The sequence below is a fragment of the Methylotetracoccus oryzae genome (genome assembly GCF_006175985.1).
Taxonomy (GTDB): domain Bacteria; phylum Pseudomonadota; class Gammaproteobacteria; order Methylococcales; family Methylococcaceae; genus Methylotetracoccus; species Methylotetracoccus oryzae.
Genome location: NZ_SRSH01000025.1, coordinates 17,368 through 41,567, shown reverse-complemented (window position 1 = coordinate 41,567; position 24,200 = coordinate 17,368). Strand labels below are relative to the sequence as shown.

Annotated in this window: 19 protein-coding genes and 1 riboswitch; of the genes, 15 read left to right on the top strand and 4 right to left on the bottom strand. The window is 62.5% G+C overall.

Features of this window, described 5'->3' with window-relative positions; all coding sequences use genetic code 11:
- Positions 1–93: 93 nt before the first annotated feature.
- From BWR02_RS19160 to BWR02_RS19125, 8 genes are all read left to right on the top strand, one after another.
- Complete coding sequence (locus tag BWR02_RS19160) at positions 94–606, top strand: hypothetical protein (RefSeq protein ID WP_139559518.1); 513 nt, start codon at positions 94–96, stop codon at positions 604–606.
- A gap of 157 nt (positions 607–763) precedes the next feature.
- On the top strand, positions 764–1,924 hold the full coding sequence (gene metK / locus BWR02_RS19155) for a methionine adenosyltransferase (protein WP_129883228.1): 1,161 nt from the start codon (positions 764–766) through the stop codon (positions 1,922–1,924).
- 118 nt (positions 1,925–2,042) lie between these two features.
- Positions 2,043–2,138: riboswitch (S-adenosyl-L-homocysteine riboswitch) on the top strand.
- Positions 2,139–2,189: 51 nt separating this feature from the next.
- Positions 2,190–3,608, top strand: a complete 1,419-nt coding sequence (ahcY, locus tag BWR02_RS19150; protein WP_129883229.1) for an adenosylhomocysteinase — start codon at positions 2,190–2,192, stop codon at positions 3,606–3,608.
- A 183-nt stretch (positions 3,609–3,791) separates the two neighbouring features.
- A complete protein-coding gene (gene metF / locus BWR02_RS19145) occupies positions 3,792–4,649 on the top strand; it encodes a methylenetetrahydrofolate reductase [NAD(P)H] (protein ID WP_139559517.1) in 858 nt (285 codons plus the stop codon).
- A 252-nt stretch (positions 4,650–4,901) separates the two neighbouring features.
- Positions 4,902–5,288 carry a c-type cytochrome gene (locus tag BWR02_RS19140; RefSeq protein ID WP_162560244.1) on the top strand — a complete coding sequence of 129 codons (387 nt, stop codon included), beginning with the start codon at positions 4,902–4,904 and terminating at the stop codon, positions 5,286–5,288.
- 302 nt (positions 5,289–5,590) lie between these two features.
- Positions 5,591–6,322: a 2Fe-2S iron-sulfur cluster-binding protein gene (locus BWR02_RS21560; protein WP_139559515.1), complete on the top strand. Its 732-nt coding sequence runs from the start codon at positions 5,591–5,593 to the stop codon at positions 6,320–6,322.
- Positions 6,300–8,444: a formate dehydrogenase subunit alpha gene (gene fdhF, locus BWR02_RS19130; RefSeq protein WP_139559514.1), complete on the top strand. Its 2,145-nt coding sequence runs from the start codon at positions 6,300–6,302 to the stop codon at positions 8,442–8,444. The genes BWR02_RS21560 and fdhF overlap by 23 nt, the downstream gene beginning before the upstream one ends.
- Positions 8,444–8,743, top strand: coding sequence for a formate dehydrogenase subunit delta (locus BWR02_RS19125; protein WP_129883234.1), 300 nt, complete (start codon positions 8,444–8,446; stop codon positions 8,741–8,743). Before fdhF ends, BWR02_RS19125 begins: the two co-directional genes overlap by 1 nt.
- 137 nt (positions 8,744–8,880) lie before the next feature.
- On the opposite strand, the gene BWR02_RS19120 is transcribed toward BWR02_RS19125, so the two are convergent.
- A complete protein-coding gene (locus BWR02_RS19120; RefSeq protein ID WP_139559513.1) occupies positions 8,881–9,987 on the bottom strand; it encodes an L-threonylcarbamoyladenylate synthase in 1,107 nt (368 codons plus the stop codon).
- Positions 9,988–10,776: 789 nt separating this feature from the next.
- Here BWR02_RS19120 and BWR02_RS19115 point away from each other — a divergent pair.
- On the top strand, positions 10,777–12,297 hold the full coding sequence (locus BWR02_RS19115; RefSeq protein WP_139559512.1) for a hypothetical protein: 1,521 nt from the start codon (positions 10,777–10,779) through the stop codon (positions 12,295–12,297).
- Positions 12,298–12,478: 181 nt separating this feature from the next.
- Here BWR02_RS19115 and BWR02_RS19110 read toward each other — a convergent pair whose 3' ends face one another.
- The gene (locus BWR02_RS19110) at positions 12,479–13,384 is read right to left on the bottom strand and encodes a LysR family transcriptional regulator (RefSeq protein WP_139559511.1); all 906 of its coding nucleotides are present in this window, start codon (positions 13,382–13,384) and stop codon (positions 12,479–12,481) included.
- Between the two features lie 103 nt (positions 13,385–13,487).
- Here BWR02_RS19110 and BWR02_RS19105 point away from each other — a divergent pair, with 103 nt between their 5' ends.
- From BWR02_RS19105 to BWR02_RS19085, 5 genes are all read left to right on the top strand, one after another.
- Positions 13,488–13,874 (top strand): DoxX family protein, encoded by a 387-nt coding sequence (locus BWR02_RS19105; RefSeq protein WP_139559510.1) that lies wholly within the window; start codon positions 13,488–13,490, stop codon positions 13,872–13,874.
- A gap of 60 nt (positions 13,875–13,934) precedes the next feature.
- Complete coding sequence (locus BWR02_RS19100; protein ID WP_139559509.1) at positions 13,935–14,816, top strand: pirin family protein; 882 nt, start codon at positions 13,935–13,937, stop codon at positions 14,814–14,816.
- A gap of 67 nt (positions 14,817–14,883) precedes the next feature.
- Complete coding sequence (gene ygiD, locus BWR02_RS19095) at positions 14,884–15,642, top strand: 4,5-DOPA-extradiol-dioxygenase (RefSeq protein ID WP_139559508.1); 759 nt, start codon at positions 14,884–14,886, stop codon at positions 15,640–15,642.
- A 186-nt stretch (positions 15,643–15,828) separates the two neighbouring features.
- Positions 15,829–17,946 carry a molybdopterin-containing oxidoreductase family protein gene (locus BWR02_RS19090; protein WP_236102435.1) on the top strand — a complete coding sequence of 706 codons (2,118 nt, stop codon included), beginning with the start codon at positions 15,829–15,831 and terminating at the stop codon, positions 17,944–17,946.
- A gap of 575 nt (positions 17,947–18,521) precedes the next feature.
- A complete protein-coding gene (locus BWR02_RS19085; protein WP_139559506.1) occupies positions 18,522–19,007 on the top strand; it encodes a PepSY domain-containing protein in 486 nt (161 codons plus the stop codon).
- A 308-nt stretch (positions 19,008–19,315) separates the two neighbouring features.
- Here BWR02_RS19085 and nhaR read toward each other — a convergent pair whose 3' ends face one another.
- A complete protein-coding gene (gene nhaR / locus BWR02_RS19080; protein WP_139559505.1) occupies positions 19,316–20,221 on the bottom strand; it encodes a transcriptional activator NhaR in 906 nt (301 codons plus the stop codon).
- 183 nt (positions 20,222–20,404) lie between these two features.
- On the bottom strand, positions 20,405–20,842 hold the full coding sequence (locus BWR02_RS19075) for an EamA family transporter (RefSeq protein WP_139559504.1): 438 nt from the start codon (positions 20,840–20,842) through the stop codon (positions 20,405–20,407).
- Positions 20,843–21,581: 739 nt separating this feature from the next.
- Between BWR02_RS19075 and BWR02_RS19070 the strand changes: the two genes are divergently transcribed.
- Positions 21,582–23,294 carry a carboxylesterase/lipase family protein gene (locus BWR02_RS19070; protein ID WP_139559503.1) on the top strand — a complete coding sequence of 571 codons (1,713 nt, stop codon included), beginning with the start codon at positions 21,582–21,584 and terminating at the stop codon, positions 23,292–23,294.
- The last annotated feature ends 906 nt before the right edge of the window (positions 23,295–24,200 follow it).

Below are 24,200 nucleotides of genomic sequence, written 5' to 3'. Positions count from 1 at the left end.
ATCTTCGGTGACCCCGGCGGGTGCCCCGCCGCTTGCAGGCTCGGGCTGGGTGCACGATCATGCCGGCTTTTGGCGACAGGCTGGCCGGATGCCATGAACCCGTTCTTCTTCAAGTCTCACGCATTGCTGTCCGCTACCCTCGCGCTGTTGACCGGCTCGGGCTCGTTGGGTCTGATGGACGTCGTGGTGATCCTCGCGACCTATCTCGTGGCAGCCCTGGGCTTTGGCTGGTGTCTTGTCGTTGTGGCCAGAAAGGCGGTCGGGCTTGCCTTGCCGTTTCGCAAGGCGTATCCGCTCGCTTTGCCGGCGACCCTGGCCTACCTTCCCCTGGGCGTCACGCTGTTGAATGACATCGTTCACCAAAGCTTTCAACTGGACGACCGCTATGTGTTTCTTTTTGCGATCGCCGTCGCAACCCTGATGCTTGCAGGTTTGTACGGCGTCGTGCTGCATTATCGCGGTGGCCAGCCCATCGGTTCCGAGAGCGGCTTGACGCTGGCCCTGGCCCTGTTGCTGTTGACCCTCCCAATCGCTCTGCTGCTGCTGGGTCTCGATGCCTGGCTCGGCTTCGTGCCCCGCCCACGTCTATTGGATGGTGGCGGGTAGCGGCGGGAGGGCTGCCGGTCGATCAGGGTTTCCCGCCCGCAACAGGCACTGCCGGCGCCCGGCACCACATCCGCAGACCGCGCGTCAAAATTTGCGTTGCGCTGGCGAAAGTTGTACTTTACCTGGCTATTCAAACGTTACGTAGGGATAAATCGACGTGAGTCAAGACTTTATTTTCACCTCCGAGTCGGTTGCGGAAGGTCATCCCGACAAAGTCGCCGATCAGGTTTCGGATGCGGTACTCGACGAGCTGTTGCGTCAGGACCCGAAATCCCGCGTGGCCGTTGAAACGATGGTCAAGACCGGGATGGTGGTCCTGGCCGGGGAAGTGACCACGACCGCCTGGGTGGACACCGAAGAACTGGTGCGCAAGGTCGTCCACGACATCGGTTACGACAATCCCGAGATCGGTTTCGACTGGCAGACCTGTGCGGTGTTGACGGCGATCGGCAAACAGTCGCCCGATATCGCGATGGGCGTCGACGAGAAGGCCGATCACGAGCAGGGCGCAGGCGACCAGGGTCTGATGTTCGGCTATGCGACGAATGAGACCGACGTGCTGATGCCGGCGCCCATCACGTACTCGCACCGGCTCGTGCAGCGTCAGGCCGAAGTCCGCAAGAGGAAGGTGTTGCCGTGGCTGCGCCCGGACGCGAAGAGTCAGGTCACGTTCCGCTACGAGAACCACAAGCCGGTGGCCATCGATGCCGTCGTCCTGTCGACGCAGCATTCGCCGGAAGTCAGCCAGAAGGACATCCGCGAGGCGGTCATGGAGGAGATCATCCTCCACGTGCTGCCGTCCGAATGGCTGCACAAGGACACCAAGTATTTCATCAACCCGACCGGCCAGTTCATCGTTGGCGGTCCGGTTGGCGACTGCGGACTGACCGGGCGCAAGATCATCGTCGATACCTATGGCGGCATGGCGCGCCACGGGGGCGGTGCGTTCAGCGGCAAGGACCCGTCCAAGGTCGACCGTTCGGCGGCTTACATGGCCCGCTACGTGGCCAAGAATATCGTGGCTGCCGGCCTGGCTGATCGCTGTGAGATCCAGGTGTCCTATGCCATCGGCGTCGCCGAGCCGACCTCGGTGACCATCGAGACCTTCGGCACCGGCAAGATTCCCGAAGACAAGCTGAGCAAGATCGTCCGGGAGCATTTCGACATGCGCCCGAAGGGCCTGATCGCGATGCTGGATCTGCTGCGGCCGATCTACCTTCCGACGGCGTCCTATGGCCACTTCGGCCGGACAGAGGCCAGCTTCAGCTGGGAGAAAACGGACAAGGCCGAATTGCTGCGCGAGGCGGCGGGTCTCTGACGTCCTGCTGGAGCGCGAGGGGCGGCTTCGATGCCGTCCCTCGCTGATCGGGGCTTCCCCGACACAATCACTGGTTACACCAAGAATACCCCGCCATCGGGTTCTCGATGGTGTCGTGAATGCTGAGGAGCGCTGCGACATCGGTCCATCGCAAGATGAGCATCGATGCTAGGCTCGGCCAACACGACGGAACGGACAACGGCGCTCGGTTTGTTTAGTGGGTCCCATCGTCGGACCCCGGCTAAATCACTGGGAGCACATGCCTATGAACGCTGTAGTCGCTAATCCGTCCTTCAAGGATTTCCACGTCGCCGATATGTCGCTGGCGGACTGGGGTCGCAAGGAAATCGCAATCGCCGAGACCGAAATGCCCGGCTTGATGGCGGTGCGTGAAGAATACCGCGCCGCTCAACCGCTGAAGGGTGCGCGGATCACCGGTAGCTTGCATATGACCATCCAGACCGCGGTCCTGATCGAAACGCTGGTCGCCCTGGGGGCTGAAGTCCGCTGGGCAAGCTGTAACATCTTTTCGACGCAGGATCACGCGGCGGCTGCAATCGCCGCGGCCGGCATTCCGGTCTTCGCCTACAAGGGGGAGTCGCTCGAGGAGTACTGGGAATTCACGCACCGCATCCTGGAGTGGGCGGGTGATGCCGGCCCGAACATGATCCTCGACGACGGCGGCGATGCCACGATGCTGGTCGTGCTCGGTTCCAAGGCCGAGAGCGATCGCTCCGTTCTCGACAACCCGACCTGCGACGAGGAGCGCGTGCTGTTTGCCGCGATCCGCAAGCGCCTGCAGAGCCATCCGGGCTGGTACAGCAAGATGTTGTCCGGGATCCAGGGTGTCACCGAAGAAACGACGACGGGCGTGCACCGTCTGTACCAGATGCAGGCCGAAGGCCGTTTGCCGTTCCCGGCCATCAACGTCAACGACTCGGTCACGAAGTCGAAGTTCGACAACCTGTACGGTTGTCGCGAATCGCTGGTGGACGGCATCAAGCGCGCGACCGACGTGATGATCGCGGGCAAGGTTGCCGTCGTGGCGGGTTATGGTGACGTCGGCAAGGGCTGTGCGCAGTCGCTCCGGGGACTGGGCGCCACCGTGTGGATCACGGAAATCGACCCGATCTGTGCGCTGCAGGCCGCGATGGAAGGCTATCGCGTCGTGACCATGGACGATGCCTGCTCGAAGGCCGACATCTTCGTGACCGCGACCGGCAACGTCAACGTGATCGCGCATGACCACATGGCGGCGATGAGGAACCAGGCCATCGTCTGCAACATCGGTCACTTCGATTCCGAGATCGAGGTTGCCAGCCTGCGCCAGTATCGCTGGGAGAATATCAAGCCCCAGGTCGACCACATCATCTTCCCGGACGGCAAGCGCATCATCCTGCTGGCCGAGGGTCGCCTGGTCAACCTGGGTTGCGCGACCGGCCACCCGAGCTTCGTGATGTCGAACAGCTTCACGAACCAGACCTTGGCCCAGATTGAGCTGTTCTGCCACGGCGAGCGTTACGAGAACAAGGTCTACGTACTGCCGAAGCACCTCGACGAGAAGGTCGCGCGCCTGCATCTGGAAAAGATCGGCGCCGATCTGACGGTGCTGTCCGCAGAGCAGGCGGCCTACATCGGCGTCCCGGCCGACGGTCCGTACAAGCCGGATCACTACCGCTACTAATCCGGTCTTCCGCGCCGGATTCGCGTCGACGAGACGGCTAAGGTCGTCCTCTCGACGCACTTCTTCATCTTCCGTTGCGGCGACAGGCATCTTGCCCGTCGCTGCCGCGGGCCGGCTGAGTGCGGTGGCTCCTCGGTTCGTCGTTGAGCAGTCGCATGCCAGCCACAGTTTCCGAGTGTACCGATGGCATCGCATACCACGAACGGCAAGCTTTACAGTTTCGAGTTCTTTCCGCCGAAGAGTGAGGAGTCGGCGAGCGCGTTGCGGGTGACGGTCGACAAACTGGCCCGGCTCCGTCCACGCTTCTGCTCGGTGACCTTTGGCGCCGGCGGTTCGACACGCGAACGCACTTTCGAGACCGTCGTCGAGATACAGGGCCGCACCGGCATCGAATGCGCCCCGCACCTTTCCTGCGTCGCGTCGACCCGCGAGAACATTCGCGAAGTGCTGGACCGTTACCGCGTTCAGGGTATTCGCCACATCGTCGCGCTGCGCGGCGACCTGCCCTCCGGTATGTTGTCGGCCGGCGAGTTTCGCTACGCCTCCGAGTTGGTCGCCTTCATTCGCCAGGAAACCGGGGATCATTTCAACATCGAGGTTGCGGCGTATCCCGAGTGTCACCCGCAGGCGCCGAACATCGAACTCGACATCCGCAACTTCAAGCGCAAGGTCGAAGCGGGCGCGAACAGCGCGATCACACAGTATTTCTACAACCCCGCGGCTTACTTTCGATTCGTGGACGATTGCCGCAAGGGCGGGATCGATATCCCGATCGTGCCCGGGATCATGCCGATCACCAACTACACCCAATTGGCGCGTTTCTCGGAGTTGTGCGGTGCCGATATCCCGCGCTGGATCCGCAAGCGGCTCGAAGGCTTCGGCGACGATCGCCCGGCGATCCGTGCCTTCGGTATCGAAGTCGTGACGGATCTCTGTCGAGCGCTGCTCGATGGCGGAGCCCCGGGCCTGCATTTCTATACCTTGAACCAGTCCGAGGCCAGCCTCGCGATCTGGGACAATCTGGGCATTGCCGCTGCCTGAAGCTTTCGGCATTTCGGCGCACGAGGTCAAAGGTGCTTCCGCCACTGGCCGAGGCTGACCGAACGCGCGGAACAGTTCGATGATTTCAGTCATTCCCGGTCGGTACGGTCTGAGCGGTCGTTCTCGCGGGTTCGCGGTGAGGCGGATTTCGCTCCGCTGGGTCGCTATCGACCCGGGGTCCCGATGGTGAGCGACAGCACGCCCCGTTCATCGGAAGCGCTTGACCGCGACCCGATGTGGCGATGGTTACTTGTGCTTCTCCCGCTGGTGGCAGTGGGCTGCTCCAGTCCGCCTCCGGCCGAGCCGCCTGCACCGGTGGTGGTGCGGCCTCCGGATTACCGCCGAGGCCTGCACATCTACCAGGGCGCGTGTGCCTCCTGTCATGACGGCGCGAACCTCGAAGCCCCCCCGCTCGACGAGATCGAAGCCTGGGATGACCGCGTCTTCGACTGGGAATCGGTGTTGCGGCAACACGCCGCGCAGGGCTATCTGAGCCCGCCTACCGACAGCCGGTTGACCGAAGAGGGCATCAACGACGCGCTGCTCTACATGGAGACGCGCATACGGGCAATCGACGAACAGTCGCACAACGTCCAGCCGGTTCAGCCCGGCAGCAGGGCCAACGCCTATCCGGGCTGAGCGGCGCCTTGCTGTTTCGTTAGCTGATTTCCGCAGATCCCCGCCGCTTTGACATGAGCCATCGGTCTCGCCCTCGGCCGAGCATCGCGGCCCTTGCCCCCGACTCTTCCTCTCCGACGACGCTCCGCATCACGCCGTAATTCCCGCTCGGGTTCGCCATTGAGGGGGGGGCGGTCCTTCTTGCCTTGCGGCAGAGGGTGTCGTCGAGGTGTTGACGAAGTCCCCGTCTCGGGCCAACATATCGGGCAAAGACCTAGCTATAGAGTCTGATAATAATTAGGCAATTCGCGGGAGATTTGCGCATGTGGGCTGAGCTTCGAGATCTTCGTGATGGCGTCGATCTGGGAACCCCTCCTCGGGATGGACCCGACGTTACGCTGACCATCGATGGCGTTTCCGTCACGGTACCGGTGGGAAGTTCAGTGATGCTGGCGGCCGCCCGCGCCGGCCATGCGGTGCCCAAGCTGTGCGCCAGCGATACCCTCGAACCTTTCGGTAGTTGCCGGGTGTGCCTGGTTGAAGTCGAAGGCCGGAAGGGGTTTCCCGCCAGTTGCACGACGCTGGTGGAGGAGGGCATGGCGGTGCGGACCGAATCGGAGAAGCTGGCGGCGTTGCGCCGAGGCGTCATGGAGCTGTACCTGTCCGACTTCCCTGCCGAGGACATCCCGGGCGGGTGGAGTGAATTTCACGAAACCTTGCAGCGGCTGGGCGTGACCTCTCATCCCTACGGCACGGGTGAGAACCATCAGGCCAGTCCGGTCGATGAGTCCAACCCGTACTTTCTCTTCGATCCCGCCAAGTGCATCGTCTGCAGTCGCTGTGTACGGGCTTGCGAGGAGATACAGGGGACCTTTGCCCTGACCATCGACGGACGCGGTTTCGAGTCGAAGGTGGCGGCGGGCCAGGATCAGCCCTTTTTCGATTCCGAGTGCGTCAGCTGCGGTGCCTGCGTGCAAACTTGCCCGACCCAGGCGCTCGTTGAAAAGAGTCTTTTCGAAGGAGAGTACCGTCATGCCCAATCCACTGAAGCCTGAGCGCAGCGTCGTCACCACGTGCGCCTATTGTGGCGTAGGTTGCGGCTTCAAGGCGGAAACCCGGGCCGGCCGCATCGTGCGGATGATTCCCTGGAAGGAGGGCAAGGCCAATCACGGTCATAGCTGCATCAAGGGGCGCTTCGCCTACGACTACTACAACCATCCCGACCGGGTGCGGACGCCCCTGATCCGTCGTTCGATCGAAGAGCCATGGCAGGAAGTCGATTGGGACACCGCCCTCAATCACGCCGCCGCGGAATTCCGGCGTATCCAGAGCACCTACGGCACGAAGTCGATCGGTGCGGTGTCCAGTTCGCGTTGCACCAACGAAGAGATATTCCTGGTGCAAAAGCTGGCACGCGCCGTTTTCGGGAACAACAACATCGACAACTGCGCGAGGATTTGCCACTCGCCGACGCAGTTCGGGCTGTCGGCAACCGTCGGATGGGGCGCGGCCAGCCAGCATTTCGACTCGATCCTGCAGGCCGACGTGATCATGGTCGTCGGCGCCAATCCGACCGAAGGCCATCCCGTGTTCGGCTCGCTGATGAAGCGGCGGATCCGCCAGGGCGCCAAGCTCATCGTGATCGATCCGCGGCGAACCGAGACGGTCAAATCCGCGCATTGCGAAGCGACGGTGCATCTGCCGCTGCGGCCGGGCAACAACGTGGCGATCCTGAACAGCCTGGGCCATGTCATCGTGCACGAACGCCTTTACAACGAGGCGTTCGTGCGCGAGCGCTGCGAATGGAACGAGTTCGAGCTGTGGATGGGGCTGGTCGGCAGCGACCGCTATGCGCCGGAAGTCATCGGCCCGGTCGCGGGCGTCGCGCCGGAGGCCATCCGGCAGGCGGCGCGCCTCTATGCCGGCGGGCCGAACAGCGCGATCTATTACGGGCTGGGTGTGACCGAACACTCGCAGGGCTCCACGGGCGTTATGTGCCTGGGTAATCTGTCCCTCGCCTGCGGCATGCTGGGCCGGGAAGGGGTTGGCGTCAATCCGCTGCGGGGCCAGGGCAACGTTCAGGGCGGCAGCTGCCTCGGCAGCTGGCCTCACGTGTTCAGCGGCTACCGCTTCGTGACCGACCCCGAGGTACGCGGTTCATTCGAGCACGAATGGGGCGTGCCGCTGGACGCCGAGCCTGGCTTGCGTCTGCCGAACATGTTCGATGCGGCGCTGACCGGCCATTTTCGCGGTATGTACATCATGGGCGAAGACCCGGTGCAGAGCGATCCGAACCGGCACCATATCGTCGAGGCTATGCGGCAGATGGAATGCGTCGTGCTGCAGGACCTTTTCCTGAACGAAACATCGAACTATGCCCATGTATTCCTGCCGGGCAGTTCGTCGCTGGAAAAGGAAGGGACCTTCACGAGCGCCGAGCGACGCGTGAACCGGGTGCGCAAGGTCGTCGAGCCGCTCGCGGGCTACCAGGACTGGGAAATCGTGGTGCGCCTGATGAATGCGATGGGCTACCCGGCGCAGTACGCGCATGCCGGGGAAATTCTCGACGAACTGGCGCGGCTGTCACCAGCCTACAAGGGCCTCAGCTTCGACCTGCTGGAACGGATAGGTTCGGCGCAGTGGCCCTGTGACGAGAATGCCCCCGAGGGGACCGAAGTGCTGCACACCAAGACCTTCCCGCGCGCGAACGGTCGCGGCACCTTCATGCTGACCGAATTCGTGCCGACCGCCGAGCGCACGAACGACCGCTTCCCGTTGTTGCTGACCACCGGCCGCATACTGAGCCAGTACAACGTCGGCACCCAGACCCGTCGCACGGCGAATTCGCGCTGGCATCCCGAGGACCGGCTCGAAATCAATGCCGCCGATGCGCAGGCCCGCGGCCTGCGCGATGGCGATTGGGTCACCGTGACCAGCCGCTTCGGACAGACGCGGCTTCGCGCCAAACTCTCCACGCGAGTCAACCCGGGCATCGTGTATACGACCTTCCATCATGCGACATCGAAGGCGAATGCTGTGACGTCGGATTTGTCGGATTGGGCGACGAACTGCCCGGAATACAAAGTCACCGCCGTTGAAGTCGCCCGTGTCGATGTGCCACCCACATGCGCCAAAGCCGAGGCGCGCGAGGATGAGGTGGCGGAGGCGGTCAGCTAATGGGCGCCGCGGTCAAACCGGGTCCGGGACAAATGGGCGAGACGGTACTCGATTTGCAGCGCCTGCTGACGATGGCCAACCAGATCGGCGATTTTTTCGCACCCTACCCGCCGGAAAGGCGGGCCGAAGGCATACGCAACCACTTGCGAACCTATTGGGATCCGCGCATGCGCCAGGATTTGCTGGACTACATCGCGAGCGGCGGCGACGGTCTGGTGCCGCAAGTGCTTGAAGGCGCAAGACTGCTGGTTGAAACAGAGCACGACAAGAAGGGCTATTACGGGCCGCCAAAGGCCTGAATTGAGCACACTCCGCGGCCGCTCGGATCGTCACTGATCCGGGTTGCCGCGCTTTTCGCTGTTACAAGTCTTCAGACGGGTCTCATCCTGCCCCGGGTGATCGGCCCCCTACGCCCGCAGTTTCCATTCCACCTTGGTCAGTCCGCTGGCAAGACGGCTTCCAGCAGTTTGGCGACGTCGAGCGATGCCCCCGCGTCGATAATGCGACCCTCGGCGGCGCGGAACAGCCGATCTCGAATTGCCAGCCCCAACCCCCCGCCCGCCGGCTCGCGTGCCAGGATCAGGTCCACTTTCCGCTTGTCGAGGTCGCGCAGGCGCGTGAACAGTACGCGAGCAACCGCCGGCAGATCGTCCGACTCCCCCAACGAGGCGAACGCCGCGCTCAAGCCGCCATAGAGTCCCGCTTCCTCCGCTGGAATCAGCAGGCCGATCGTTCGCCCGCGCTGTCGTGTTTGCTCGACGATGTCCGATGCCAGGCGCTGCGCCGCGTCAGCCTCGCCTCGTAGCAGCAGCAGCGCCGCGCGGGGCGAGTAGTGCTTCAGCAGGGTTCCCGGCGACGCTGCGTGCTCGTCGTCGGCGCTGATCCGGGGCGCTTCGGGGATGCGCAGTTCGGGCAGAATTTCCCGCAGCGCTTCCGGGGGTAGGCCACCGGGCCGCAGCAGGATAGGCGAGGCCGCCGTCAGGTCGATGACCGTGGACTCTAAACCAATCGTGGTCGAGCCGCCGTCCAGCACGAGGTCGACCCGCCCGTCGAGATCCTCCAGAACATGCTGTGCCGTCGTGGGACTCGGGCGACTGAACAGGTTTGCGCTGGGGGCGGCGATCGGCAGGCCGCAGTCTACGAGCAGGGCATGCGCAACGGCGTGCGCCGGTACCCGCACGGCTACGGTATCGCGCCCGGCCGACACGCTCGCGGGTACCTTCGCAGCGCGGTGCAGAATCAGCGTCAGCGGCCCGGGCCAGAAGCGCGCTGCGAGCCGGTGAACGATGTCCGGGATGTTTGCTGCGACCTCATGTACCTGCGCCACCTGCGCCAGATGGACAATCAGCGGATCCGTCAAAGGGCGTTGCTTCGCCTCGAAGATCCTCGCCACGGCCGTGGCGTCCAGCGCGTTTGCCCCGAGGCCGTAAACCGTCTCGGTCGGGAAGGCCACCAGGCCGCCGGCCTTGATGATCCCCGCCGCTCGGACAATGCCCTCGACAGCGGGATGCTGGGGATCGACGTGTATCAGTTCGGTGGGCATGCGCGTGACTGGGGTGCGGATCGGTAGGGGTGTGAGGACTGCGTGAATTGTCCCACAGCTGGCGTCGGACGCATGACTCGGTGTTCGTTGCGACCGATGGCGTAGCGGGCAGTCTGGCCGCTGGCCCGGTATCGCGGCCCGCGCGACACACCGGTGAGCGGAGGTGGCGGAGGCACGGGCTGCCGTCAGAATGTCCGGTTTCACCACGTCGACGTGACATTTCTCCCTTCGGGGATTACCGACTTTGGGCTAGGTGGAGCGATGGGATTTCCATCACCCGTCGATAGCGTTCGGCTAGCGGAAGTGCGGCATGCTTCGCGTGCCACCGGTTGACAGTCGCCCGGCTCGGTGACCTATCCACGGTCGTTCATGCGTGCGCATTTGGGCGGTAAATCGCCCTGGGCCGCGATCCCTTGCTGTCTCGCTCGCACCTTATTTCCAGGCGCGGTATGGGGTGACGGAAACTTATCCTGTTCCCGTAATGGTGTCTATTGCGATCGGATTAATTTCCATCTGATCAATGCTTTTTTTGGCTTTGTCTTAGGTCCTATGTGATACCCAGTATTGTGGATTTTTCATTTATCAGTGGTCTGGAATAATGGCTCACGTCAGTGGTGATTGGGTTTGTGCCTTCCGTCTGCTCTGATCTCGGATAGACGATTATTCAGGATGTAATGGAGTTAAAGTCGCGGCATCAGGTTTTCCGCCGTCTTGCGCGGCTCTGTATCGATTAAGAGTTTCTCCATGGCCCAACCGCTGGCGCACCTCGTTGCAATACAGGATGACCACATGCGATCCACTCAACTGGCCTTAGGGCTGCTGTCTTTACTCTTGTGTTCGGGCGCCCACGCGGCAGACCCCGATTTCAATCTTTCTCACCATGTTCATAACTGGAGCCGCATCATCAACGGTGCCACTCCGAAGCGGGCCAGATCGGAACAGCATGCCTTGGCCATGGGCTATGTAATGGTCAACAAGAAAAAGGCGGGTGATCCACAGTTCGGCCCGCTGGCCGTCATGAAAGACTTCAACGCCGGCCATTATCCCGTCGTATTCGATTTCAACAGTGGGAAATCCCGATTCCGGGATGACACCGACGATGGGTCAGGTTTTTCCACTCTAAGGCGGGATCGCGTGATCGGCAAGGACACGGATCTGGATCCGGAGGACATGGTGCTGCTGTCGCGATTCGGTTGCAGCAAAACCGATCCGGACCCTGTCCTGTCAACGGATGCGACGGTAGCCGACTTCGAGTCCACGTTCTATGCCGCGTCGGCCGCGAACGACTTGCGATGGTCTGCGTTGAATCTGCAGAGCCAATGGGTCGTCAACCAGATGATCGCCGCACTGCTGGAAAGTATCCGTAGTCGCGAGCATGCCGCCGTGATGATGGATGATTTGCTGCCGAACATTTCAGCCGGCTGCGCAAACCGGGAGGCCGGAGGGCAGGGATCTTACGCGTCGTACATGGAGGGCAAGAAGGCTTTCGTAAAGAGGCTGACCGAGATTTTGCATGGGGAAGACCGGGAGAAACCATCACCCTGCGGATCTCCATGCTTGGTCGCGGGAAATGTCTGGCAGATCACTAGCCCCCAGTTTGCCTCAACCTATGGGGCCTGGTATGCGGACGGAAGCCTGCGCCTCGATCTCTATTATCTCGAAAAGGGGACCCAGGACGGTAATAATCAGATCGCCAGCAGCCGCGATCCACAAACCCGCTTACCGGCATTTTCGTACCAGGGGGCTGGCATTCCCACCAACTTCGTCCCGGCCTCCAGAGTGGTGCTGAACACGGCGCACAAGACCTATCCGCCGACCGCGCAATTCGTGACGGAGCACCTTCGGGTCGCGGGTATGGCTGGCGCTCAGGGCTCCTGGTTCGGCTTTACCCTGGCCATGAACCTGGATCAGCAGTACGCGGATAGCAGCTGGGTCTTCAACAACACGCTGCAACTGCTCCGTGCCGTGCCGAACTTCGACAATCTCGCCCGTGTGCCCCTGGGCTCGCGTCGCTACAGTGCTTCGGCCATGACGTATACCAGCCCGAACAGCCAGAGTTCGCCGTCCGTGGTCCAGTCGCGCAATCCGTTGAACGGCGAGTTGTATGCGGTGTTCCTGCGGTCGTCGGGAGCCATCAGGCTGAACCTCAATGAGGCCGTCAGTTCGGCCGTGTTTGTCGATCCCTTGTTCAACCCGACCTCCGAGAGTGCGTTGAGTTGTCTGCGTGTTGGGAGGGGCTTTGTCACCCTGAGCTGCGCCAGCCGGGTGGGCCAGGGTATTCGGCTGACACTTCAACGCTCAGGTCGCTAGGGTTGGTAGCCCATTCCTAAAAGGGGCCGTGCGCGGCCCCTGTCGCGGTGCGGCCACTGGCTGTGCCCATGTGCCGCGGCCTACCCGTCCTGCACGCGGGCGGCGGGGCCTCGGCTGGTCGCATTGAGGGCATTTTGCCCATCCGCTTACCGTTTAGTCCGGGACGTCGTCGCACCATCGATCAGTTCGGCCTTGGGCACTGCTCAGCGATGCCGGCCCGGATCAGTTCGGCCATCCTCAGCGTGCCCGGACCGCTCGCATCGCGATCGGCAAACATCAGATACAGCGTCGCCCAGCGTTCCGCTCCCTCGCGCAACGGCAGCGCCTGTAGTTCACCGGCCTCCAGCTCCCGCCGGATCATGTCTTCCGGATACCACGCATAGCCGAGTCCCATGCAGGCCGCCCGGATGGACGTGCTCTTGTGGCTGACGGTCAGGCGTCGTTCGTTGAGCCATCCCGGTGTGCGCGAGCGGTCCCGGCTCGTGTCGCGGATCACCAGATGCCGGTGTTGGCTCAGGTCTTCCAGCGTCAGCGGGCGCCCCAGCTGGTGCAGGGGATGGTCGGGACGCGCCACCGCGATAAAACGCACCGGCATGATCGGGTCGCCGATGAAGCCGGGCGGAATCCACGAGCCGATGGCCAGATCGACCCGCCCCTCGAGCAGCGCCTCGTCGGTTCCACTCAGTACGGATTCGATGAGTTCGATGCGGGTTTCCGGGTGTTCCGTGGCAAAACGCGCGAGACAGTCCAGAAGCAGCCAGGTCGGAAAGATGATCTCCACCGCCAGCCGGATCTCCGCTTCCCAGCCTGACGCGAGGCTGGCCGCGGCGCGTTCCAGGCGCATCGCTTCCTCGATCAGAATCTTGCCCCTGCGGTACAAGACCTGTCCGGCAGAGGTCAGGACTGCCTTGCGGCCCTGGATTTCAAAGGCCTTGACGCCGAGCAGGCGTTCGAGCTTCTGCACCGCGTAGGTCAGCGTCGACTGACTCTTGTACAGCGTTGCCGCGGCCTGCGCATAGCCGCCGGCTTCGACGACGGCGATGAAGGTCCGCCACTGCTCCAGTGAAATCTTCGGCGGTGATGTCAAGGCTATCGAGAAAATCGATTGGATAAGCCGAAATATTGTGCTTTTCTCTCGATGTAATCAATTCTTTAATGGCTCCACCTTTCATCAACTGCTGGAGAAGTCCATGACAAATCTCAACCAGGCCCTCGAATTGGCAGGTCGCGTGTCGCTCGCCGCGATCTTTCTGTTGTCGGGTGTCGGCAAGGTCGGCCAGTACGCCGGTACACAGGCCTACATGGCCGCGGCGGGCGTGTCCGGCCAGTGGTTGCCGCTGGTCATCGCACTGGAAGTCGGCGGGGCGCTGGCAATCATCCTCGGCTGGCACACGCGGGCGTCCGCGCTACTTCTGGCGGGATTCGCACTGCTGGCCGCCGTGCTGTTCCACAGCGCGTTTTCGGAGCAGATTCAGATGATCCTGTTTCTGAAGAACGTCGCGATTGCCGGTGGTTTCCTGTTGCTGTTCGTGCATGGCGCCGGGCCCTGGAGTCTCGACGCGCGCCGTGCCGGCTGACTCACGCTGACCCCACTTTGGAATCTCGCCCTCATCACGCATTCTGACCGGAGCCTGGCTATGACCACTCGATCGCTGTTACGTACCGTTCCATCCATCGCGGCGTCCGACGGCGCCGGCGTCAAACTGCGGCGCAGCCTGGGGCAGTCGCCGACCTTGCGCCATGACCCTTTCCTGATGCTGGACGAATTCTTCTCGGACGATCCGGAGGATTACCTCCGCGGCTTCCCGGCACACCCGCACCGCGGCTTCGAAACGGTGACCTACATGCTCGACGGCCATATGCGCCATGAGGACAATGTCGGTCATCGCGGCGACCTCGGTCCGGGCGACGTGCAGTGGATGACGGCCGGGCGCGGCATCGTTCATTCGGAGATGCCGCAGCAGACGGCAGGCCGGATGCGGGGCTTTCAGCTCTGGATCAACCTGCCGGCCCAGGAGAAGATGAAGCCGGCCGCCTACCGGGACATCCCCGCAGCGGACATCCCGGTCGTCGCGCTGGATCAGGCGGGCGGCACGGTCCGCGTGATCGCGGGCACGTTCGAGCAGGGCGGACAGCCTGTTGCCGGCCCAATTCAGGGACTCAGCACCGAACCGCTGTATCTCGACGTCATCCTTCCTGCGGGCGCCGAGTTCCGCGCGCCGGTGCCGGGGGGCCATCATGCGTTCGTGTACCTTTACGAGGGTACGGCGGTGGTGGGTGACGAGGACCGGGTACTGCCGCACCGAGCCGCCGGCATTCTCGGCGATGGCGACACGGTCCGCCTGCAGGCGGGATCGGAAGAGGCGCGCTTCCTGCTACTCGCCGGAAAGCCTCTCGGCGAGCCGGTGGTGCAGTACGGGCCGTTCGTCATGAACACCCGCGACGAGATCGAACAGGCCCTGGCCGATTACCGCGACGGCACGCTCGGCTCGCCGAGAGCGGCCGCGTTAACGCTCTAAGGGGATCCCGATGACCGCTCAGGCGCCCCGTTCCATGCCGATGGATCGCAACCACTCCACGAGCAGGATGCCCGTCCTGTTCGTCGGCCATGGCAGCCCGATGAATGCGATCGCCGACAGCGAGTTCAGCCGAACTTGGGTTGGGGTTGGGGTATCCCTGCCGAGACCGCGAGCCATCCTGTGCGTTTCCGCGCACTGGGAGACGGCAGGAACTCAGGTCACGGCGATGGAGCAGCCGCCGACGATCCATGACTTCCGCGGCTTTCCCGAGGCACTTTCCGCCTTCGTTTACCCAGCGCCCGGTTCGCCGGCCTTGGCGCAGCGCGTGTGCGAGTTACTGACCGATCAGGACATTCGAACCGATCACGAACGCGGTCTCGATCATGGGGCCTGGTCGGTGTTGTGCCGGCTGTTTCCGCACGCAGATGTCCCCGTCGTCCAACTCAGCCTCGATCGAACCCGGGACACGGCGTGGCACTTTGCGCTCGGTGCGGCCTTGAAGCCGCTGCGCGACGAAGGGGTGCTCGTAATCGGGAGCGGGAATATCGTGCACAACCTGCACACGCTCATCTGGCAGGACTCGGCTTTCGACTGGGCCGTCGCGTTCGACAGCGCAATCCGAACTCGCATCCTCGCGCGCGACTTCGAGTCGGTCATCCGCTACGAAACGCTGGCGCCGGCGGCGCACGAAGCCGTGCCGACTCGTGAGCATTTCCTGCCGCTGCTGTATGTGCTCGGAATGGCGGATCCGCAGGACCGCATCGAGTTTTTCTGCGAGCAAGTGACCTTGGGGTCGATTTCGATGCGTTCGGTCAAGGTGGGCTGAGCGGGAGGGCGATGTGCTGCGTGCGGCTTTCCCGCCGTCCCAGTCGATTCGGGGTGATGCAGACGCGGAAAGGCGGACGTTGGCGTGACGATTGTGTCGTTGCGGTGGACTGTGCGAAGGTTACCCGGCCTCGATCCGTTCCACTCGCTCTTGACCACCCTGGGGGCCAAACGTATGTCAGCGTCCTTGAAGACTCGGTTTGCATTCGGCGGCTGTCCGCACGATTGTCCGGATACCTGCTCGATGGTGTTCGAGGTGGAGGAGGGCCGGCTCAAGGGCGTAAAGGGCAATCCCGATCACCCGCTGACGCGTGGCGGGCTGTGCGTCAAGCTCAAGGACTACGAAAAGCGCCACTACCATCCCGATCGCTTGCTGTACCCGCTGCGCCGCAGCGGACCCAAAGGCAGCAAGCAGTTCGAGCGCATCAGCTGGGACGAAGCCCTGGACGAGATTACTGGGCGCTGGAAGGCCATCATCGCCGAGCACGGTCCCCAGGCCATCATTCCCTACAGCTATCTGGGTCATCAGGGTCTGGTGCACGGATTGAACGGGGGCGATGCCTTCTTTAATCGTATGGGTGCGACCGTCTGTGAGCGGACGTTCTGCGGCGAAGGCGCCTCCACGGCCTGGCTGCTGACCGTCGGCCCGACCGCGGGCGTAGATCCCGAGAGCTACATTCATTCCCGCTACATCGTGATCTGGGCGTGCAACTCGGTCAGCACCAACCTTCATCACTGGCACATCGTCAAGGACGCCCAGAAGAGCGGCGCCAAGGTTGTCGTTATCGATGCTTACGCCTCCCGCACGGCCAAGGAAGCCGACTGGCATATCTGCCCAAAGCCGGGCACCGATGGCGCGCTGGCCATGGCCCTGATCCATTCCATCATCGAGCAGGATCTGGTTGATCGGGACTATGTCGATCACTACACGGTCGGTTATGCGGAACTGGCAGAGCGAGCGAAAGACCGGACACCGGAGTGGGCCGAATCGATCACCGGCGTCGCCGCCGATGACATCCGCACGCTGGCGCGGGAACTGGCGACCGTCCAGCCGGCGGCGATCCGGATCGGCGTGGCGCTGGAGCGTCATCGGGGCGGTGGGCAGGCCATCCGGGCGGTCACCTGCATTCCGGCCCTGACCGGCGCCTGGCGCCATGTCGGCGGCGGCATGACGCAGTTCTCGGTCTGGGAGCATCCGTACAAGTTCGACGTGATCTGCCGCCCCGACCTGATCCCGAAGGGCACGCGCGTCGTCAGCAACCTGCAGATTGGTCGCGCGCTGACCGGCGAGATGCCGCTTGATCCGCCGATTCTGTCGATGATGTGCTGGAACTCGAATCCGGTGACCCAGGCACCGGAAACGGACAAGATCGTGCAGGGCCTGCTGCGCGAGGATTTATTCCTGGTGTCGGCAGAGCACTTCCTGTCCGACACGGCCAGTTACGCCGACATCGTGTTGCCGGCCTCGATGGGCGCGGAGATGGAAGACATCATCCTGTCGTGGGGGCATTTGTACCTGACGTACAACGCCAAGTGCGTCGAGTCGCCGGGCGAGGCGCTTCCCAACAGCGAGATCTTTCGCCGTCTGGCCGCTCGCATGGGCTACGATGAGCCGAACTTCCAGTGGTCGGATTCGGAATGTCTGGAGCGTTTTGTGGACTGGGACGCACCAGCCTGCGACGGCATCGATCTGAGTACGCTGCGCGAACAGGGCTACGCGCGGCTGAAGGTCGGGACTCCCGACGATCGCGCGCCGCACCGGGAGGGCAACTTCCCGACGCCGTCGGGCAAGTGCGAGTTTCTGCTGGACAACCCGCACAACTTCGTCGCGGGGCCGTTCCGGCAGATGTACGAGGAATTTCAGCCCGGCGAAGCGCTCGATGTCCTGCCGGATTACGTGCCGGCCCGCGAAAATCCTTCAGTCAATCCGGAACTGGCCCGAAAGTATCCGCTGTCCATCGTGTCTCCGAAGAGCCACTCGTTCCTCAATTCCTGTTACGCGAACATGGACGGCAAACTGCAGGCTCAGGGTGAGCAGTTCGTGCTGATCAATGCGGCCGATGCCGCCGAGCGCGGCATTCGTGACGGTGGCACCGTGCGCGTGTTCAACGATCGCGGTGCCTTCGAGGCGCTGGCCCATGTCACTGCTGACGTGAATCCGGGCGTGGTCGTAGCGACGCTGGGGTACTGGCGGCAACTCAACGCCGGCACGGTCAACTGCATCAGCGCGGCCGAGTTTGCCGACATGGGCCACGCCCCGACCTTTTCCGACAATCTGGTGGAGATTCGCAAGGTTTCGCAGTGATGGAAGGCCCCGGCTACACGACATGAATGCTGGCCCACGTTATTCCGCCCATGGCGGCTGACGAGGGGGCGGTGCCCCGCTGCCCCGCCTCTGAGCAGGGAGAGGCGGATCAGCGATCCTTTGCCAGGTATTTCCGTGCCGTTCAGGGTGTCATCTCCGGTTGCGGGGCACCGCGCGTGCGCCATGCGTGGAACAGAACGGCGTGATGACAGCTTGCCCCGTTTTCGTACTGCCGCTGGCCATGCCGGCGGTTGATCCAGCGGGTCCTCGATACCGCTCATTGCCCCCGAGTCGACACGCAAGCAGTGCCACGCTGCGAGCGAATGTGTCCTCGGGTCCCAGCCCAAAGATGCACCTTGTCCGAACTGCGCCAAGGCTTGGGTAGCCTCGGCCGCGTCCAATTGAATCCCCCGCTGCTGACGGCTTCGACAGCCGACATGCCGGTTCCTTTCGATAATCTCGAAGTTTGCCTACGGAAGGATCTGATTTTTTTGTCTTCGGAGCGAGCCTATCTTCATACCCGCCGGAAGCGCTTGCTTGGCAGAAAATCATCAGCCGATTCAATGAGGTGAACCATGAATATCCGTACTTTCCCATCAATCGTCGCGACGGTGCTGCTGCTCGTGCTGGGCTCAGGAGCGGCCATGGCGCAGCCGCTGCAGGATTTCATCGCGACCGCCGAGTCAGCCTTCGGCGGTCGCGCTTTCGTGGCCGAGCGTTATAACCGATACGTCGAGGTGCAACTGCTCAGCGGCAACCAACTGATCGAGGCAGAGTACGACCGGATCACCGGACAACTGGTGGACTCGGACGCCTTCGGAAGTCCACGACGCGTGCAGAGAGTCACGGCGCGCCTTAATCGGGCCACGCTGTCGCTCGGCGACGCGATCGACGCTGCTCAACGTGCAGTCGGATCAGGCGAGGTGCTGGAAGCAGAACTGCGCGTGTCGGGCAGGAACCGGGGCAGGCGATTCATCGTCGAGATTCGCACGAATGCAGGTGTCTACGATGTGATCGTGGCCTCTGCCACGGGCCGTATCATTCGGGTGCTGCGCGACTAGCGAAATGTGTCGTGTCGCGTGATCGTGCAGGGTTTGGCGCGGGTGGCGGTGCGGTCGTTCGCCCAATTGGCGAATCTTGCTCGCTGCCCGCAGGGGAAGCATCAAGCACCGGATCGCAGTCGTTGGTCGGCAGCAGCGCGATCGTGTCACCGCTGTTGCGATGCATCCAAGACGTGAAGCCATGGAGGCGACGCGCCGAGTGAGTGCGGAATACCATGCGATCTCTTCCCGATCCGGATGGTCGCTGGAGTGCGGTTCTCCGGGACTGGCGGGGTAGAGACCGTAGTCACAGCTTGTAAAGCCTGGATTCAGTCGGCCGGATCGAGATGTCTGCGTCCGCTTTCGGTTATAGCGAGCACTGCAGGGTGGGCGATCTTGCGCTGAGGGACTATCGCATAAAAACGCTCGATCAAATCGGCTGTACGGCCGATTTCCACGACCCCGAAGTTTTCACACACGCGCTCGCTGATTGCGGCCGGAGCCGTAAAGACTCCCAGTCCCTGCTGACCCAGCGCCTTCATCAGCGCACTATCGTCGACTTCCGCGGCGATCAACGGGCGAAGTTCCTGATCAGCAAACCATTCCTCCAGACGTGTCCGCAGGGAGTCGCGGGCCGCAGGCAGCAGGAAGGGCGCCCCATCGAGGCTGCCGGGAAAATCCCCCGCCAGTTCGCCTGCCAGGTCGGCTCGTGCAAAAAATGCCACGCTGCTCTGGCCGAGTGAGTGGCTGAAGGCGCGCACGTTGAGTTCAGGCAGGGAGCGGTCCGAGAGCACGATGTCGAGGCGGTGTACCGAGATCTCAGCGAGCAGTTCCTCCAGCGTGGCCTCCCGCGTGACGATCCGTACGGGCTCCTCGAGGGTCATAGCAGGCGCGAGGATCTCGCAGGTGATCAGCTTGGCGAGTGAGTCCACCACCCCGACCGCCAGAGTGCGCGGCGACCGAGGTTTGGCGCCAAAGCGCAGCACCTGGGTGAGTTCCCGCCCCAGCGTGAAGATCTCGTCGGCGAATTGGACCACCAAGTGCCCGGTGTCCGTGAGCACCAGCGAGCGGCCTTCACGCCGAAACAGCGGAACACCGATGCTCTCTTCCAGTTGCTTGATCTGGCCGCTGATGGTCTGCGGGGTCAGATGCAATACCTCCGCGGCTCGGCTTACAGAGCCCTCACTGTGTACCGTCCAGAAGTAAAGGAGGTAGGTGTAGTTGATATGCCGCATCAGTACCGCCCAATTGAATGGCCGAAGTTTACCTGAAGCGATCGCCGCGTATCGGACGGGCGGTGCGCGCCGCCACAACTCACGCCGACCAACGGTCGGTGGTTCGCTTAAGCGAGGTTTTTCCGCTACGCCGGGCAGGCCAGGGACGAACCAGGAGCTTACCGAACAATTAACCTGACCCGATCATCTGTTCGCGAGATAGACCAAGGCCACGCCGCTCAAGATCAACGCAGCTCCAGCGACGGTCAGCCGATTAAACTGAATCTCCTGAAAGAACAGCCAGGCGAAGAGGGCGACGAAGAGCGGGTAGGAAATTTCGATCAGAGACGCCACGGTCGCGTTTTTCTCGCCGATGGCGAGATAGATCAGCAGCGCGCCGAGGCCCGAAGTGGTCACCGCGAGAACCAGCCATCCCAGGTCGTCGCCGATGGTCTGACCAATGCGCGACAGCGTGCCGATTCTGCCGGTCACGAGCAGAGTAGCCAGGCCCATCGCCAGGGCCACGGCCGCATAGAGCGTGAAAAACACGAGCGGTGGCACACCGCGCGCGATGGCGCGTCCGCTGGCGGCATAACTGATGCCCCAGATCACGGCAGCCGAGAGAGCATAAATCAACCACATCAGGCCGAACTCCTAATTCCGAACCGCAGCGCATCAGTTGTCCCGTTTCATCACCGCCTCGGGGCCGTTGTGACACTGGCTTTGGCAATGGGAAATCGAGGAATCTGTCCGGCATATTGCTGGGATATTGCTCTGAATTCAAACAGCCACGTGATGGTGATCGACGCAGGCGATCGCCGAATACTGGAGAGGCTAGAGTGAACGATGTGACCCTGACGTTAAATCCACTGCAGCCCAATCGGTCGAAGTAGGCGGGCGTAACGGTGGAGTCGACCTTCAACGGGTAGTGGCTGGTCGAAGGTTTTCGGGAAGCGGGCTATCCGATGCGCTGGTTACACAGGGCGGTGGTGCGGCCGTTCGCTGCGTTGAGGTACACCGACAACCGTTAGGACTCCTACGCAGTTCAATATTGGGCGCGAAGTGGATTTCGTACCGGATTCTGAATCCCCCGGGGCATTGAGCGCAGAGGCGACGAGGGCGTTCAGGGAGCGCGTCCGGAACTCCGTGTTGACCTTGCCCTGCTGCGCGCGTAAGTTCCATACACCGCCAAGTGCTGAGAATTACGGCAACTTTTACATGGATATAGACGTAACGGTTGGCGTAGCGCCACGCGACCGTTTGTGGCTGGCGGTCTCCAACTTCGGATCGGTGTGTGCTTACGGGTTGGCGCAGCCTATGTGACTGGACACGCCGGGCGGACGAAATACTTCAGAAACTCTGCAGATCGGGGGTGAATGTAATGTGGAACAGGAAGGAAGCCGCTTTTGCGCGGTGTGTGATGATTGCCGCGGGCTTGACGTTCGGGCCCTCGGGTCCGTCACAGGCAGTACCCGGAAGCGACCCTCCAGCCTGTAATGCGCCGGCTGTCTCGACGACGACCGGCACGTTCTGCGGCTTGACGCAGGCGGTGGTGGATGGCGCGGATCGACCGACTGTCAAGGCCTATCTGGGCATGCGCTATGGTGCAGCGGAGCGCTTCGCAGTGTCGGTTCCGGCGACATCCAGTGGCCTGGTGCGGGCGACTCAATTGGGCACCGTGTGTCCCCAGGATAACCTGCCGTCCGATGCGCCGGTCGGTGAAGACTGTCTCTACCTGAATGTCTGGCTGCCGGCTTCACCACCGGTCGGAAAGCTACCCGTCATGGTGTTCATCCACGGAGGAGCTTTCGATGTCGGCGCGAGTTCGCAAGCGGTATTCATGGGAGCGCGCCTCGCCGCCAAAGGCCAGGCCATGGTGGTCGTGATGAATTACCGGCTGGGTGCCCTGGGCTTTCTGGCCGGAGGCACCGGCCCAGATGCCATCGCGCCGAATCTCGGCCTCCAGGACCAGCAGTTGGCAATGCGATGGGTGCATGACAATGCCGCTGCCTTTGGCGGCGATCCGGAGCGCATCACCCTATTCGGCGAGAGCGCTGGAGCCATGTCGATCGGAGCCCATCTGGCATCACCGTCGAGCGCGCCCTTATTTCGTGGCGCGATCATGGAAAGCAACCCTTACGGAATTCCCTTCAAGAACCCTGATCAGGCCCAGGCGGTGCGCACCCTCTTTGACAATACGAGCGTCGTGCAGGGCTGTCCTGCCACGGAGCCTCCGGGCACTATTGCCTGTCTGAAGGCCCTGACATGGCAACAGGTTCTCGCAGCGCAGGATGAGGTCTCCACGGCAGATCTGGTATTTAGTGGCGCCATGACCGGTTTGCTCGCATGGGCGCCGGTGGTGGACGGGACCCTGGTTCCGGTTCAGCCGAACGAGGCGCAGATCACCAAGCCGGTTATTGCGGGAACCAACCTGGACGAGGGCACGTTGTTCGTCCCGTTCACGGCTCCCCTTTCCCCGTCGACCTACCAACTTTACCTGAGTCGCATCTTCCCGGCCGAATATTCCCAGATATTGGCGCTGCCGCGGTACGCCCCCATTCCTGTCGACAACCGCCCGCAGATCGCGAACATCGTAACGGACTATCTCTTCGTCTGCCCCAACCGCCATGTGTTGGCCGCTTCGACAGGTCCAGCCTATGCCTACAAGTTTGCCCGACGCCCGTCTTTCGCCGTCTGGCCCGGTGCGGCGACGGGATGCCAGCCGAAGGCCGATGGGGGCGAGGGTCGGGTCTGCCATAGTTTCGAACTGCCTTACGTATTCCGCAATGCGGTCGCGGTGACCACCCCGGCCAAGCCAAACGGGCGAGTGCCGACTGGAGACTATTTCACCGCCGCCGAGCGCCCCTTGATCGATACGATGACCAATTATTGGACCAGCTTTACCGCGACGGACGAGCCCTCGTCGCCTCTGGTGGCGACGCCGTGGCTACCGTTCCGTCAAAGCGGGGCACGTCAGGTGTTAAACCTCACGATCAGCCGCTACCGCGATGGCGTGTCCAATTGTGACTTTTGGGATCAGATCGGCTACGACCGTGGCGCGAGCCTGTTCCAGTTTTCCGGGCAGACGCGGTGAGATATGAGATAAGGGTGCGCTGGCGGAGGCGGCGGCCGCCAGCGCGCCCAGGTTGACACACAGCGACCGGCCACTCGGGGGGGTGAACAGAGATAGCCTTCGGACTCGCATCAGATGGAAGAGCCGCCTTTCTGGCTTCGAATCCGTGGTGTGACCCCGGTTTCCTTCGGTTCGAACCTGTTGGGATGCGGATCGCCTGGATCTGACGCGGATCGGCGTCGGTCCCGACCCGGAGTTGCTCTTTACCGAGCCGGCCAAGCGGGCGGCGATAACGCATTTGTTGCAGCCGCGGTTGCGCCGACGAGCGCTATGGAGCGGTATCCGGCTGTGAGTGGGCCATCGCGACCGGCCGTGAGATGGATGCATGGTCAGATGATCAGCGAGATGGACTGGCCGCTGGTCTCGGTCTTAATTCTCGGGGGACTAAGTTCAGGAAAACCGAACCTGACCCCATTTCCAGTGTGTGACCCCATTAAAGTCTAGGAATGTCGTGCCCACCGGATCAGGTCGCTTTGTCCGGTGGGCACGGTCTAGGCCTATTCCGAGCCCGGGCAGATTTGGGGCGTCACGTCTTCCCTTTCGGCTTGCTCTTCGTCTGGGTCAGGGCCGATCCAGCCACGCTCTTCTCGCTCTTTGTACTTGAAGGGTCGCGAAGGATTTTGGCCGCCCTGGAAGCAACTCGGGCGCTCGTCTTTTCGTCTTCTGCCATTTGGTTAACCTGTTTAGCGGTGAGTGAAAGGAACGGGGCTGGCGCGTGGCCAGCCCCTTCTTCAATTTAGCCTCTCGGCCAGCTACGCCAGTGCTGGCACACATCCTCCCAGCGTCCGAAGCGGAAGCGCTGGTAGGAGTGTACAAACACCGGTTTCTCTCTGATTGCCATAAGAACTCCTTATGCAGAAAGGCTTT